This is a genomic window from Brumicola pallidula DSM 14239 = ACAM 615 (genome assembly GCF_000428905.1).
GTDB lineage: Bacteria > Pseudomonadota > Gammaproteobacteria > Enterobacterales > Alteromonadaceae > Glaciecola > Glaciecola pallidula.
The window spans coordinates 90684-106197 of sequence record NZ_KE386818.1; the positions used below are offsets into that span (position 1 = coordinate 90684).

A 15514-nucleotide genomic window follows, 5' to 3' on the forward strand; every position below is an offset into this window, starting at 1 on the left:
GTATCGTTATTTCCAATTATATAAAGTGTGACTGATTTACTTTTTCTGTAAACCCACTGCGTGTTTAAGGAACTTCTTGCCCGCGTGCAGTTTCGAGTAACAAATACCAATCTTCTCTGGATAAATTCACTTTGCTCGCTTGCTCGCACTCCACAATTCTCTTTACATTAGTGGTACCAATCACGGGTTGAATATTGACCGGATGTTTCAATAACCAAGCCAGTAATATTGCGTTTGGATTACTTGAATAACGATTGCCAAGCTGAGCCAATAATTTTGTTGTTGCCAGTTCAGTTAGTGTTGGCTTGTCACTCGGATTTCCTGTGAAAATACCTTTTGCAAGTGGCGACCATGCTTGCAACTGTATATTTTGTTGCTCACAAAATTCCATTGTTCCGCGCGGAAATCCGCTGTTGCAACCTTCTTTCATGTTGGTCGTTATACTTTCTTCAACAAAGTCGGCGTGCTGCAAGCTCATTTGTAATTGATTCGCAATAATAGGAAACGAGATTGCTGACTGCAGCCAGGCGATTTGACCTGCGTGCATATTCGAAACCGCCAAGTGGGAAAACTTACCCTGTTTGTGCAGTTTTTCCAACGCGACCGCTGAATCGTCAAGATCCATCAAGGGATCGGGACGGTGCAGAAATAAAATATCGACATTTTCGGAGTTCAAGCGCTGCAAACTACTATTTAGTGCTGAGGTTATCCATTCGGGCGACAAATCATATTGTTTTACTTCATGTGTTGGGGATAGCTTAATGCCAACTTTGGTTTGAAGCACCATATTTTTACGTAAAGAAGGTGTTGATTTTAGTACTTTACCAAACACTTCTTCAGCTTTGCCGAAGGTGTAAATATCGGCTAAATCAAATGTATTTATTTTATTTTCAAGGCACGTTTCAATAATTTTCTGTGCTTGTTTTACGTCTTTTTCTTGTGCGGGAGTATCATTCCAACCGCCACCTAATCCCATGCAACCATAAACTAATTGGCTAGCGTGAGGGTAATAGTCGTGAATAGGGATCTCAGTCATTTTGTAAATCTCTGCAAGTCGTTAAATAAATGTAACAGCAATCCGCTAATGCTTACAAATGAATACGTATGGTTAAGCATGTTTTCATCATTTGGCGGTTATCGCTATAAAATAGTTGTAGTTTAGAGATTCGGGATAAATTAGCAAAGATTAAGTGCTGAAAAAGCAAAGAAGTGATTTTTTTGGTGGCTATGGCATGAATCTATAACGAAATGCTTGTTTAGTATTAAATCGATAGAAAAAATTGATTTTGAACACTTAAAACGTAATTTTTTAGTCAATATTCTGATAAATATAATAAAAATGAAATAATTTATAGTAGTCTAGGGTCTGTAGTAGGAAGGTCAAAAAAATGAATAAATCAAAAAGTGGTAGCAAGCAATGTTAAGAACTAAAAAGTGAAAGGGACAACATGTCAAATAGTTATGTAGATGTAATAGAGCAAGCAATTAGTGTGCTTGATGACATCAGTCTAGCCGATTACCAAGAAGTATTGGCTCCTCATTTTTCAAGCAGCATTGGGGCTCATATACGCCATATTGTGGATCATTTTCTTGCGTTAAAACAGGCAAGCACGAGCGGCGAAATTAACTATAATAAGCGAAACCGACATGGAGATGTTGAACAATTTCCGCATTCAGCTATTGCAACATGTGAAAGCATAACGGTATGGTTAAACGAGACTTGTAGTACTCAGTTATTGAATAAACGCGTTTTAGTCACCACGGACATAGATATGAGTCACACCAAAGCCGCAACGTGTGAGTCAACACTAGAGCGGGAACTTGTATTTGTAGCGAGCCATGCGATCCACCATTATGCACTTATTCGCATTATTCGAAATATGCAAGGCAAAGCCTTACCTGAATTTTTTGGTTACGCGCCTTCCACTATCTCGTACATAACCCGTTCAGCATAAATTGTTTTAAATCCACATTATTTTTGTGTGTTTGCGTGTTATTATGCGCTCAAGCGCACTCAATTCAGTTTTAATATATGTCTATAGAAACCACCTTATACAGTCGTAGTAATAACAAATGCGAGCTTTGTACCAGCACCGAAAATTTATCTGTTTATTCACTACCGCATTCACCCAATGAAACCCCTAATTGCGCTGTTTTAGTCTGCGCTACGTGTTCTGATCAATTACAAGATAATACTGAATTAGATGTTAGCCATTGGCGTTGCCTAAATGATTCGATGTGGTCGTTGGTTCCCGCGGTGCAAGTATTGGCCTATCGTTTACTACATAGATGCAGCACTGAATCTTGGGCGCAAGATGCACTAGATATGCTATATATGGATGAAGAAACTAAAGCATGGGGCGATGCGGGCGTAGCGGAAGACCATGAGCCAACACTTGACGTCAATGGAGTGGCCCTAGTTGCGGGTGATGCCGTTACTATTATCAAAGACTTAGATGTAAAAGGAGCTAATTTTACCGCTAAACGAGGCACTCCTGTGCGAAACATTGGCTTGAGCGACAATCCTTTGCATATTGAAGGTAAAGTAAATGGCCAGAGAATTGTCATTATCTCGGCTTACACTAAAAAGAACTAATGTTGTTCTTTGCATCATTTGATAAATATACACCAAGAGTAAGGTTCTTAATACGTTGACAAGAATCTAGTATAATATTCAGCATGATGAATTGGCGTCCCAATCACGATAAGCCTTATAGTCTTGGCCAACGTACAGTTTTAATAACTTCTCTGGCGCACTGGGGAAATGTACACTCAGCAGCAACCCGGGGGTGTGATTGAAACTCTTATCTATGCCCAATGCATGAAATCTAGCGCCCATTTTAAGATATTGACGCGCCAAAACAGGAATGTCTTTGCCATCCTCTTCAATACTTGTTAAAAATGCAGTGAAATGGTCTCGTAAATTGATTTTTTGAGCTAACTCGTCTATTTCTGCATGTGTATCAAATTCAAATGAATTGACCGGTTCAACCTGTGAGGCACTTTGTGCATCTATTAAGCCTTGTGCAATTAGCTTCACGCTGCGTGGGTCGAATAACTTGCTAATTGATACCGTTCCATAAAGGGTTCGGTATTGTGGAAACTTAGCTGCAAGTCTCCCTATACCTTTCCAAAGTAACAACAGACCTTGATATGAGCCTTGCATTTCAGGGATTAAAAATGACCGGCCCATTTCCATGCAAGGACCTTGTTGGTTTGCAAAGTTGGATTTAAAATTAAACATTTTTTGCAAATATAAACCTTCTGGGCCCTGTTTTTGCGTCAATGTGTCAGTAAATCCTATTCGATAAGCCCCTATTATTTTTTTACTCACATTTCTCACGATAAAAAGGTGGGTGTAGGTTGCGTCAAATTTATCTGTATCTAAGGACTGACCGCTACCTTCGTTGTGCATTCGAAAAACAATTTCACGCAATCGAGCAATCTCCCGAACAACCAAGGGAAGCTGTGACTGGTAGCCGAAGTAGACCGAATAATCTTTATTTTTAAGTAATAATTGATCGCTAGGCAGAGCTTCAATTTCAACGACTAATTGCGCCGATTCAATTTCTTTAATAATAGGTAATTGTTCGGTTACGTTGTCCCTAGGCCATTGATATCGCCAGCGTTGCTCTTGAGCGTAACTTAATGCTCTGCATAACATCGCTTTTTCGCTATGACTAAGTTGTTTGTCAAAGTGCTTGTGCTGAATAGGATTGCCAGTATTGATGACAATTTTAGCACCGGTTTTATTTAGTAATTGGTGTCCTAACAAAAGCATTCTTAATTTAAAATACACTTTTTCAATGCGATAGAAACTAGCACTATTTTTACCATTGACAAAAATCGGGACGTATTGACACTTATCGATGCTTACCAAGCGACCAACCAGTTTATTCCAAATGTGCTCGCTTATACCTGACTTGGCCTTTTGATAATAAGAAACTTTACCTGCAGGGAAAATGAGTAGGGCGCCCTGAGATTCAACGTGTTTGACGCATTGACGTAATGAAGGTCCGTTTTTTGGATCGTTGGGTGACAGGGGATTGGTAAAAATAAAGTACTCAGAAATTTCCTTAAAAATCCCCAGACCTCTGTTAGCTAACACCTTTAAGTCAGGTCGGACTTGGCCAATTTTGCGCGCTAATATAACACCTTCTATGCCACCAAAAGGATGATTACTGGCAATCACTACGGGGCCACTTCTGGGAATTTTACCCTGTAATTCGGCGATACCATGAATATCTAATGCAAGTATTTGAATGAGTTTGTCGGAAAAATCTTCTTTGCTTAAGCCTTGCATTTCATGCTGGCGATAGAGTAGGTCCATTTTTTTGATGCCAAGCAGGCGATCAAGAAACCAAATAAGGACCTTATTACCAAAGTTGGGTTGTGGAGATATATTGCGAATACTAATGGCGCGCGGCATGAATTCCAATGTCTTTGAAGTTGAACTATCTTGTCGATAATAGTGGTTCTTTATATTACCAAGATTATCCTTTTTTCTTTCATTTTGTTAGTGCTTCTTTCAGGTTTATTTAATATTCGCATTATGTCTATTCTGACCTAAACTTTTATCACAAGTTATAAATAGTTTGTTAACAAGATAATAAATATGAGAGAAACCGATGCTACTAATGTCTCAATTACATATTGATATTGCCAGAAACTCTACGGATGATTTCAACTTGTTTCACGACAAGAGTCGTTGGCATTGGTTACGAGGAAATCTATTTGAGGGCCCTATAGCACTTGGCTTTCAGTTGGGAGGTTTTGTTGAGTATCAGTGCAAGTTACTGGCAATGAATAGTGCTAATGATTTGTATGTTGAGCAATTTAGGTTCAGTGGATATGAGTTTAATTTTGTACACTGCGTAGTGCCTGATGATGAGGTGAGTGTAAACCTTAAACAAGGCAAATGGTCCAGTGGCGATGGTTCTAGTGTTTACAGTCGACGTTTTATTTTAAAGGCGAATAAAAAGCCTGCGATTGTAGGATTCAAGCGCGACGCTAATCAGATGACGTTGTCACTACCGACTAAATTACCACCGATGCACATGTTAAATTCGCTGCCTGATAGAGAGCTTGCGCCGGGTACTAATTATTTCTTAAAACGTAAATATATGATCGTTGGTAACGCCAAAAACTTTCTGGCCAGTGCTGGCGCAGAACAAAGTTTATTTATTGACGAGTTTACAGACAAAGTCGATTTTCCTGAAATGTATCCACTGGGGCTGATTTCCTCGGCATTACTGGAAAGAGCAGTGTTTGAGGATATTGATTTAATTTCCCATCCTATGATTTATAAAACTCAGAAACTTTGTATCGACAAACAGCAGTTAGAAGATTTGCGTAGTAACGATCCCATTAATATTCTTGTGGGCCCAGATATTTCCGAGGATGCCAATGAGTTTGGTCCTGAATCAAGCAGTAAAACGCGGGTGATCCAAGAATGTGTTGCTTATGGGAAGGAGGAAAAACCATTGTTTATTGCAAAAATCACATTAACTCCTTTAAATAGCCTAGTAAACAAAAGTTATGATTAATTAACGTCGTTTTTTTGCCCGCTTGGGTCCTAAATAAGGCATACTACCGGGCATAATTTTTGACCTCTATTTTAGACTCATATGCAGGATGGACTTGGCATGAAGACAACGCTTACTATTCAAACTCCAGACGATTGGCATTTGCATTTTCGTGATGGTGAAATGCTCAAAGAAACAGTACCAGCAACCGCTCGTTGTTTTAAGCGAGCTATTGCTATGCCTAACTTGATGCCACCGGTTACGACGACTCAAATGGCCTTAGATTATAAACAACGTATTTTAGATGCTGTGCCTGCAGGCATTGAATTTGAGCCATTGGTGACATTGTTCCTAACTAATCAAACTTCTGCACAAGAAATCAAAAATGCCAAGTCCGCGGGTATTGTTGCATCAAAACTGTATCCTGCGGGGGCGACAACCAATTCCGCCGCGGCAGTTAAAGGTATAAAGACGCTCTACCCTGTTTTTGCAGCGATGCAAGAAGTGGGTATGTTGCTACTTATTCACGGTGAAGTAACTGAAGCGCATATTGACATATTTGACCGTGAAAAAGCGTTTATAGAGACTTATTTGCGTGACATCGTGAATGACTTCCCTAACTTAAAGGTGGTGTTTGAGCATATCACAACCAAAGAAGCGGTCGATTTTGTGCTTGAATCTTCAGACAACGTGGCAGCGACCATTACGCCTCAGCATCTACTACTAAATCGCAACGATTTATTGGTTGGTGGTTTGCGTCCTCACAACTACTGCTTGCCCGTGTTAAAACGTAATACTCATCAACAAGCATTGAGAGAAGTGGTTGCATCGGGCTCTAATAAGTTCTTCCTAGGTACCGATTCAGCACCACATGAAAAAAATAAAAAAGAAAATGCCTGCGGTTGCGCTGGTTGTTACAGTGCATGGAGTGCGATTGAATTGTATGCGCAGGTATTTGAAGATTTAGGTGTTATTGAAAAACTAGAAGGTTTTGCTAGTCACTTTGGTCCTGATTTTTATGGATTGCCGCGCAATGAAGGCACCATCACACTCAACAAACAAAGCTGGGAAGTTCCTAGCAGTATTAAATTACCCACAAACGGTGTCACCGATGATGAAATAGTGCCATTTTTTGCAGGTGAAACCCTACAATGGAAATTAGCATGACATCAACTGCGACAGATAGCGCGACTTCATTTTCTAGTTTAGGTTTATCAGAACCTTTGATGGAAGCCTTAGATGCCTTAGAGTTTACGCAAATGACGCAAACTCAACAAGCGTGCTTACCTGATGTATTAGCAGGTGCTGATGTTGCTGTACAAGCAAAAACAGGCAGTGGTAAAACACTCGCGTTTGGATTAGCGCTGCTAAGTAAAATTGATGTTGAAGCTAAAAATCCACAATCCCTTATTATGTGTCCAACCCGCGAATTAGCCGAGCAGGTCGCTGAACAAATTCGCTTGTTGGCTAAACGCATGTCTAACTTAAAGGTGGTGTCTTTAGTTGGCGGCATGCCAATGGGTCCGCAAATAATATCATTGCGTTACGGTGCGAATGTTGTTGTTGGCACTCCAGGGCGTATTATGGATCATATTGGTAAGCGCACATTGAGCTTAAAAAAAGTGAATTGTTTTGTTCTAGATGAAGCTGATCGCATGCTTGATATGGGTTTTGAAGATGAGATGCGGGTGGTCATGCATCATCTTTCACGAACATCCTCAGCAGCAACACGACAAACCTTGTTATTTTCGGCTACTTTCCCCGATCAGATAAAAAGCATTACGGATCAATATCAACGCGATGCAAAGATCATAAAGGTTGACGATGGTCAATCAGCGCCGAACATAGAACAGCAAGCTTATCGGATTAGTAACGAACATCGCACTCAGGCAGTAGCAGCTTTACTAACTCATCATCAAATTGAATCGACTATCGTATTTTGCCGTACGAGACGTGAAACCAGAGAACTCAGTGATGAGTTATACCAAATGGGTTTCACTGCGGTCGGTTTACACGGTGACTTAGAACAATCCGAGCGTAGTCAAGTATTAGCCAGATTTGCGAATAAAACCGTGAGCGTTTTAGTAGCCACTGATGTTGCTGCGCGCGGACTCGACATTGAACGCGTTGATTTAGTGATTAACCATAGAGTAAGTGAAGATATAGATACTCATACGCATCGAATAGGGCGTACCGGTAGAGCCGACGAAAAAGGCTTAGCGATCACTTTAATTGATGATACCGAAGAAGGTAAGTTGGATGAAATAGCAGCGAAAACAGATGCTAAAATCAGTAAGCTACATATACAAGGTGTGCGCTTTCATGCAAACCGAATAAGAGAGCCTGAATTTGTTTGTATCGCAGTTGATGGTGGTAAACGCGACAAGTTACGTCCGGGTGATATTTTAGGCGCGTTGACCAAAGAGGCTGAAGTGCCTGGCGAAGATATTGGTAAAATTTCGATTTCTGCTCGCAATACCTACATTGCTATAAAAGCGAGAAGCGTCAAACGTGTTTTAAGTCAGTTTCGTGAACGCCGTATCAAAGGGAAACGCTTTAAGGCTAGAAAACTATAAGTTAGAGCAAGCAAACCTTGTTTGAGGGATATGACGTTTACGAATAGATCGCAGCTCCAGTTTGAAGGTATTAACACCAGTAAAATTATATATAAAGTACATAAAAAAGGGATCTAATCGATCCCTTTTTTTATTCTTTTAAAAGCTGTTTTAAAAGCTGTTTTAAAAGCTGTTTTAAAAGCTGTTTTAAAAGCTGTTTTAAAAGCGTTATAGGCAAATTTAAATTCGCCTATAACTAAGCGATCACCAAATCTTCACACGCTCTTCCTCTGGAAGATAAAGTGCATCAGTTGGTTTCACGTCAAACGCTTTGTAGAACTCAGGAACGTTACGAACCGCTCCATTTGCACGGAATTGAGCAGGCGAGTGCGGGTCAGTATTAATTTGGCTTTTTAAGGCCTCATCACGGTACTTACCAGCCCAGACTTGAGCAAAACCGAGGAAAACACGCTGTTCACCTGTAAACCCATCTAAAATAGGTGACGCTTGACCATCCAATGACATTTGATATGCTCTAAGCGCAATGCTTATGCCACCAAGGTCACCAATGTTTTCGCCTAATGTAAATTCACCATTGACGAAGATACCTTCTAACGGTTCAAATTCGTTGTATTGCTCCACCAGTTTAGCGGTTCTTGTTTTAAATTCTTCACGGTCAGTATCAGTCCACCAATTGCGTAATACGCCGTCACCGTCAAACGTGCTGCCGGCATCATCAAAGCCATGACCGATTTCGTGACCAATAACTGCGCCAATACCACCATAGTTAACTGCATCTTCCGCTTCTAAGTCAAAGAACGGAGGTTGTAATATTGCAGCAGGAAACACAATTTCATTTGCTGTTGGATTGTAATAAGCATTTACTGTTTGTGGAGTCATACCCCATTCCGTTTTATCTACAGGCTTGCCTTGTTTTGCTAATTCTTCAGCATACGTCACATTTGCGGCATTGCGTAAATTACCAAATAAGTCGTTATCAGATACCTCTAATGCGGAATAGTCTTTCCACTTATCAGGGTAGCCAATTTTCACCGTAAACTTAGATAATTTTTCAAGCGCTTGAATACGCGTTTCATCAGTCATCCAATCCAGATCTTTAATGCTAACTTGATAAGCTGAAATAAGGTTATCAACCATGACTTGCATGCGCTGTTTGGCTTCTGGTGGGAAGTGTTGTTTTACGTAAACTTTACCAATTACTTCACCTAATGTGCTGTTCAGTAAACCGGTCGCACGACGCCACATTGGACGCTGTTCTTCTACGCCATATAATACGGTGCTGTAGAAGTCAAAATTTGCTTTATCCATTGCCATGTTTAATGAACCAGCTGAGGAATTAATTACGCCCCATTGTAAAAATGACTTCCAATCATCAAGTGAAGTTTCAGCAATCACCTTATCGATACCGGCTAAGAAGTCATTTTGCATGATTATCATAGTTTCTGGCATCTCAAAACCTGACGCTTTTATAAAAACATTCCAGTTGAAATTAGGCATTAGGGCTCTCAATTCGTCCATGCTCAGTTTGTCATAGTTTTCAGCCCAGTTTCTCGCTTGTTCTTTTTTCATGTGTTGTTGGGCAATTCTAGTTTCAAGTGCTAACAACATTTCAGCATTTTTTGCGCCATCTTCTAAGCCAGCTAAAGTAAACATTTTTTCAATATGCGCTTGGTAGGCAGCAAGAATTTTTTTACCGTCTTCATCTTCTTTAAAATAGTACTCACGGTCAGGCAAACCAATACCGGCTTGCCATGCATAGAGTGCGTAATCATTGGGTGACTTAAAATCAGCGTATTGGAAAAAACTGACTGGGGTGGCGTAACCATATTTAACTGAATATGCGAAGTATTCAACGAGTTGGTCGTAGTTAGTAATTTCAGCAATTTTATCAAACTCTGATTTTAACGGTTTGACGCCTACTTTATTGCGGTTGTCGATGTTCATATATGAGCTGTACATGTCGCCAACCTTCTGCTCATCAGAGCCGGCCGCGTAGTCGCCCTGTGAGGCTGTATCAATAATCGCTTTGACGTGTTCTTGCGCTTCGTCAGCCAAAATTGCAAAATTTCCGTAAGATGCCTTATCTGCCGGGATTTCTGTCGTTTTCAACCATGTGCCATTCACATAATTAAAAAAGTTATCACCAGGTCGAACACTTAAGTCCATGTTCTGTGTAAGAATACCTGATTTCATTGCGACTTTTTGTTCAGCCGCTATTGGCATTGTTTCTGTTGATTGTTGCGCGGGGGTGCAGGCGCCAACTGCAATAGCGACGCTAAGGGCTAACAGTGCCTTTTTGAGGTGCCTCATTTTCATGTCCTATGGTTCTGTTCGTTAGTGACTCATTACCTTATAGCCAAAGTAGAAAGAATCAACTACAAACACGAAATTGAAATAACTTGTAACATTAAAGCGTCTATTAGATGGCTGAAGTGAGCGACATGTATTCTTGCTCTGTTACGTTTGCGGTGGCTATTTACAGGTATTCACATAAGATACGGTTATGATATTGGCTTATTAAATTGTTAAATTAACTAAAAAGGAAGAAATATGAATGCATCAATTATTGTGTTGCTGGGTTATATAAGTTGGACACTAGTATTGCTATTAGCATTGGCTGTATACCGCACTTATTTAACACAGAGTGGCAAATTTAAAGGGCTTAAATTTCAGGCCGATGGTTCGGACGTGCCCGAATTTGGTAACAGATTGACCCGTGCTCAGGCAAATTGTGTTGAATGTTTTAGCTTTATTGGCGGCGTCCTCCTTTTAGCTATTGCAACCGATTCGACAGCCATTACCAATGGACTCGCTTATATATTATTAGCGGCAAGATTGGGCCAATCAATCGTGCATCTAGTATCAACCACTAATATGGCGATTCAAGCTCGATTTGTGTTCTTTTTAATTCAATTTGGTATAGTTATTTACTGGATTTTGACGCTTTTTGCAACGTTCCTTTAGTCATTCCAATAAAGAAAACAGTTGCTTACTGTTGAGTTGCGTTTTTTATTTGTAGCGCTTGACAAGAGGTGTAAAACACGGAAAAGATTGCTGGGCTGTTTCAGCAATCTTTTTTGTGTTTGATGTAATAATAGCGAGGAATTGGTATAATGCATGCGCGCAATTATACAATACCTAAACAGCTATCAGTATCTAAGTCAAAATTAAGTATCAATAGCTTGAGCACTGAATAAATTAAACCAAAAAATTATAGTTTGTCGCTAACCTACTGCCTATTTTACATCCACTTAAATAAAGAGAGAGCATGTTTTCATTTTTTGAAAATCTAACCAAAGCGTTCCCAGAAGATGCCCCCGCACAACCACCTAAAGACTTCGTTGCATTCTGCCGTTATTATTCCTCGGGTATGTGGAAAGTACTTATTACGGTATCAATAATTAGCGCCGTGGTTGCCATTTTAGAAGTGTCGTTATTTGGCTATATGGGGCAACTTGTTGATTGGTTTGCAACTCGTGACAAAGCCACGTTTATTGCACAAGAAATGAATAGCTTAATCTGGATGGGATTGGTCGTGATGGTTTTTTTACCGGTGCTGGTAATTCTCCAATCGGCGCTAACGCATCAATCTTTATTAGGTAATTTTCCGATGCGTATCCGTTGGCAAGCGCATAGGTATCTTTTAGGGCAAAGTTTATCATTTTATCAAGACGAGTTTGCAGGGCGCGTCGCGACAAAAGTGATGCAAACTGCGTTGTCTGTGCGCGAGACAGTGATGAAAATCATGAACCTTGCGGTTTACATTTGCGTTTACTTTATCAGTATTATTGTACTGGTTTTTTCTACCGACTGGCGTTTGAGTGTGCCATTAATAATCTGGCTAGTGGTGTATGTGGTTATCCTTCGAGCGCTCCTCCCTAGACTAAAAGCAATTTCCCAGAAACAAGCAGACGCTCGGTCTATTATGACTGGCAGAATAATTGACAGTTACACTAATATCATGACCGTTAAACTGTTTTCTCACAACAAGCGTGAAGAAGACTATGCGCGTGAAGGAATGGATGGATTTCTGCAGACCGTCTATCCGCAAATGCGCTTGGTTACTGTATTACAGGCTTGCGTTTGGGCGAGTAACTCGTTGTTGGTTTTTTCAATATCGGCGCTCGCAATATACTTATGGGTAAATGGAGTTGTATCGCCGGGTGATATTGCCATAGCGGTGAGCTTAAGCTTACGTTTAAATGGAATGTCGCAGTGGATAATGTGGGAGGTTTCGGCATTATTTGAAAATATTGGTACCGTTCAAGATGGGATCAATACGCTGGCAATGCCCGCAACTATTGAAGACAAAATTAAGGCGTCTGTGCTAAAAGTGAAGGGTGGCGGGATTGAATTCAAAGACGTTAATTTTGCATACGTAGCCAAGAATAATACTGAAATAAAAGTATTAGAAAACTTAAATATTAGTATTCGAGAGGGTGAAAAAGTTGGGCTGGTAGGGCGCTCGGGTGCGGGTAAGTCAACCTTAGTAAACTTGCTCTTGCGTTTTTACGATATTCAATCGGGAAAAATTGTTATCGACGGGCAAGACATCACCGACGTTAAGCAAGAGAGTTTGCGTAGGCATATTAGCATGGTGACGCAAGACACCTCATTGATGCACCGCAGCGTGCGCGACAATATTATTTATGGCCGCACGGACGCCACTGATGAGGATATGATAAAAGCAGCTAAACAGGCAGAGGCGCATGAGTTTATTTTGTTACTGAGCGATGCAAAAGGCCGCACAGGTTATGATGCTCATGTCGGAGAGCGCGGAGTTAAGTTATCTGGTGGTCAAAGGCAACGTATTGCGATTGCCAGAGTTATGCTGAAAGATGCGCCTATTCTGATTTTAGATGAAGCAACGTCGGCGTTAGATTCAGAGGTTGAAGCGGCTATTCAGCAATGCTTGGACCAAGTTATGCAACAGAAGACAGTATTAGCTATTGCTCACCGACTATCCACTATTGCGCAAATGGACCGTTTGTTAGTGCTGGACAAAGGCAAGGTTGTAGAGTCAGGCAACCATCAAGAATTACTTGAAAAAAATGGAATTTATGCCAAGTTATGGGCACATCAAACAGGTGGGTTTATAGGTATTAATTAGAGGTGGCGGTAAAACATCCTTAAAATAAAAGCGTACACATTCTTTATTCGTATTGTACTGGGGTGCTTAACCTTGGTTCGTAATACCAAGTCACGAAGACCTTGGGGAAGGTGGATTTGTTGTCGATGAATCGGTGATATTTTGAGCCTCACCACATATTAAAAATAGAGTGTTAGCATTATAGAGCATTAATTTGCTAGAATAGTGCAACTAAGCGGTGCAAGGTACTTGTATAACTTGTTTGCATGAGTATAATACTGCTCCCTCCCTTATGACGCTGATGACTTCCTTTCAAGAACACAACATCACAAGGGAATTGTAGCTGAAAAATGTATCGCACGGATTTAGGGGTGTAGTTCCAATTGGTAGAACAGCGGTCTCCAAAACCGATGGCTGGGGGTTCGAGTCCCTCCACCCCTGCCACTTTTTATAGTGGCGTAGGTCCGACGTAACAATTTAATTAATAGCTCGCTAATTTTAGGCGTAGCTAGTTTAGGGTAACCACTGATGAGTGATAAGGCAGAAAACGCGTCTAATCCGTTAGACCTCGCAAAATGGATTATAGTGATCGCCCTTTTAGGTGGTTTGGTTTACGCATATAGTGCATATGAAGAAATATCGGTGTTATACAGGGCACTTGCTGCTGTTAGTATCGTGGTCATTTCTTTAGGCATTGCGGCAACAACGCAAAAAGGTAGTAATTTCCTAGTATTTGCAAAAGATGCGCGTACTGAAGTTCGCAAAGTTATTTGGCCTAGCCGCAGTGAAGCAAATCGAATGACACTTATCATTCTCTTGGCCACTGCAGTAGTTGGTTTGATGCTATATCTGATTGACATGGTTTTAGTTTATGTCATTGGCTTAATTACCAACATCGGAGTGTAAGCATGTCTGACAAGAAATGGTATGTAGTGCAAGCATTCTCACAATATGAAGGGCGTGTTCAAAAGACACTGCTTGAATATATCAAAATGCACGGTATGGAAGATTACTTCGGTGAAATTTTAGTACCTACCGAAGAAGTAGTAGAAATGCGAGCCGGTCAAAAGCGCAAATCTGAGCGCAAGTTTTTTCCGGGCTATGTATTAGTTGAAATGGAAATGAACGAAGATTCTTGGCATTTAGTGAAAAGTATTCCACGTGTTCTTGGTTTTATTGGTGGTACATCCGACCGTCCAATGCCAATCACGCAGAAAGAGGCTGATGCTATATTAAATCGCCTACAAGAAGGCGTTGATAAGCCAAGACCAAAAACATTGTTCGAGCCGGGCGAAGTTGTTCGTGTTACTGAAGGTCCATTTGCGGACTTCAATGGCACAGTAGAGGAAGTAGACTACGAGAAAAGCCGCTTGAAAGTGTCTGTATTGATATTTGGCCGTTCAACACCGGTGGAATTAGAATTTGGACAAGTAGAAAAAGGTTAACTTCTTTTCTGAAATTCAATTTTGAAAAATCCAGCTCAAGCGCTGGATTTTTTTGATGATAATTAATCAAGCAAGCATTCCAAATACCACCTAACAATTTTCGCTTTATTAAATAATTGTAATAAAGCAACTAATTACGACTTTCCTTTGTATCTATGTGCAGAAGTACGAATCGTCGTGCTCAGCACAACTACAACGTTCCATTAAGGATGAATTATGAAAAGCGTAATTAATAATACAATAAAATTGGTTTCAGCAGCGCTACTAGCTGCGGTTTTCTCAGCAAACGTGATGGCTGGAAACTATGGAAGTAAGATGGATATTGTAGAGACAGCGGCTAGTAACAGCGATTTCTCTACATTGGTTGCTGCTGTTAAAGCGGCCGGTTTAGTTGATGCATTGAAAGCTGATGGTCCATTGACTGTGTTTGCTCCAACTAACGAAGCATTTGCAAAATTGCCTGCAGGAACGGTTGAGTCGTTATTGTTACCAGAAAATAAAGACAAACTAGTACAAATTCTAACGTACCATGTGGTAGCTGGCGAAGTAATGGCAGCCGACGTAGTAAAGTTGACTTCTGCTACGACTTTAGAAGGTTCAGATATTACTGTAGCGGTGAGCGACGGTGGTGTTAAAGTTGACAACGCTAACGTAGTAACGACAGATATTAAGACATCTAACGGTGTTATTCACGTGATTGATACTGTAATTATGCCTAAAGGCTAATTACTGTTTTAAAAGAATACTTGAGAGGTCACCTTTTCGGTGGCCTTTTTTGGTCTTATTGAACTGAACTTGTGTAAATATTATTATCGCAACAACGTGGATTAGATTATTCAAGGTATTTACAATATACTTGAATTAAGGCTTGTATTTAAA

At 40.4% G+C, this 15514-nt stretch carries 13 protein-coding genes and 1 tRNA gene; 11 read left to right on the forward strand and 3 right to left on the reverse strand.

Going from position 1 to position 15514, the window contains the following annotated elements; translation table 11 throughout:
* Positions 1-64 precede the first annotated feature (64 nt).
* A complete protein-coding gene (locus G399_RS0119225) occupies positions 65-1036 on the reverse strand; it encodes an aldo/keto reductase (protein WP_006014831.1) in 972 nt (323 codons plus the stop codon).
* Positions 1037-1448: 412 nt separating this feature from the next.
* Between G399_RS0119225 and G399_RS0119230 the strand changes: the two genes are divergently transcribed.
* On the forward strand, positions 1449-1955 hold the full coding sequence (locus tag G399_RS0119230) for a hypothetical protein (protein ID WP_006014833.1): 507 nt from the start codon (positions 1449-1451) through the stop codon (positions 1953-1955).
* Between the two features lie 77 nt (positions 1956-2032).
* A complete protein-coding gene (locus G399_RS0119235) occupies positions 2033-2596 on the forward strand; it encodes a PhnA domain-containing protein (RefSeq protein WP_006014836.1) in 564 nt (187 codons plus the stop codon).
* A gap of 78 nt (positions 2597-2674) precedes the next feature.
* Here G399_RS0119235 and G399_RS0119240 read toward each other — a convergent pair whose 3' ends face one another.
* Positions 2675-4429 carry a bifunctional lysophospholipid acyltransferase family protein/GNAT family N-acetyltransferase gene (locus G399_RS0119240; protein WP_006014839.1) on the reverse strand — a complete coding sequence of 585 codons (1755 nt, stop codon included), beginning with the start codon at positions 4427-4429 and terminating at the stop codon, positions 2675-2677.
* A 199-nt stretch (positions 4430-4628) separates the two neighbouring features.
* Here G399_RS0119240 and G399_RS0119245 point away from each other — a divergent pair, with 199 nt between their 5' ends.
* From G399_RS0119245 to dbpA, 3 genes are all read left to right on the forward strand, one after another.
* Positions 4629-5546: a hypothetical protein gene (locus G399_RS0119245; RefSeq protein ID WP_006014841.1), complete on the forward strand. Its 918-nt coding sequence runs from the start codon at positions 4629-4631 to the stop codon at positions 5544-5546.
* Between the two features lie 99 nt (positions 5547-5645).
* Positions 5646-6692 carry a dihydroorotase gene (gene pyrC, locus G399_RS0119250; RefSeq protein ID WP_026843903.1) on the forward strand — a complete coding sequence of 349 codons (1047 nt, stop codon included), beginning with the start codon at positions 5646-5648 and terminating at the stop codon, positions 6690-6692.
* Positions 6677-8101 carry an ATP-dependent RNA helicase DbpA gene (gene dbpA, locus G399_RS0119255; protein ID WP_006014847.1) on the forward strand — a complete coding sequence of 475 codons (1425 nt, stop codon included), beginning with the start codon at positions 6677-6679 and terminating at the stop codon, positions 8099-8101. The genes pyrC and dbpA overlap by 16 nt, the downstream gene beginning before the upstream one ends.
* A gap of 243 nt (positions 8102-8344) precedes the next feature.
* On the opposite strand, the gene G399_RS0119260 is transcribed toward dbpA, so the two are convergent.
* A complete protein-coding gene (locus tag G399_RS0119260; RefSeq protein ID WP_006014850.1) occupies positions 8345-10411 on the reverse strand; it encodes a M13 family metallopeptidase in 2067 nt (688 codons plus the stop codon).
* A gap of 240 nt (positions 10412-10651) precedes the next feature.
* Between G399_RS0119260 and G399_RS0119265 the strand changes: the two genes are divergently transcribed.
* From G399_RS0119265 to G399_RS0119290, 6 genes are all read left to right on the forward strand, one after another.
* A complete protein-coding gene (locus tag G399_RS0119265; protein ID WP_006014853.1) occupies positions 10652-11065 on the forward strand; it encodes an MAPEG family protein in 414 nt (137 codons plus the stop codon).
* A gap of 304 nt (positions 11066-11369) precedes the next feature.
* Positions 11370-13211 (forward strand): ABC transporter ATP-binding protein, encoded by a 1842-nt coding sequence (locus tag G399_RS0119270; protein ID WP_006014856.1) that lies wholly within the window; start codon positions 11370-11372, stop codon positions 13209-13211.
* Positions 13212-13557: 346 nt separating this feature from the next.
* Positions 13558-13634: transfer RNA gene (locus G399_RS0119275), tRNA-Trp, on the forward strand.
* 84 nt (positions 13635-13718) lie between these two features.
* Entirely contained in the window at positions 13719-14096 is a 378-nt protein-coding gene (gene secE / locus G399_RS0119280; protein ID WP_006014859.1) for a preprotein translocase subunit SecE, read from the forward strand.
* Between the two features lie 2 nt (positions 14097-14098).
* A complete protein-coding gene (gene nusG, locus G399_RS0119285; protein ID WP_006014862.1) occupies positions 14099-14635 on the forward strand; it encodes a transcription termination/antitermination protein NusG in 537 nt (178 codons plus the stop codon).
* A gap of 216 nt (positions 14636-14851) precedes the next feature.
* Positions 14852-15361: a fasciclin domain-containing protein gene (locus tag G399_RS0119290; RefSeq protein ID WP_006014864.1), complete on the forward strand. Its 510-nt coding sequence runs from the start codon at positions 14852-14854 to the stop codon at positions 15359-15361.
* Positions 15362-15514 lie beyond the last annotated feature (153 nt).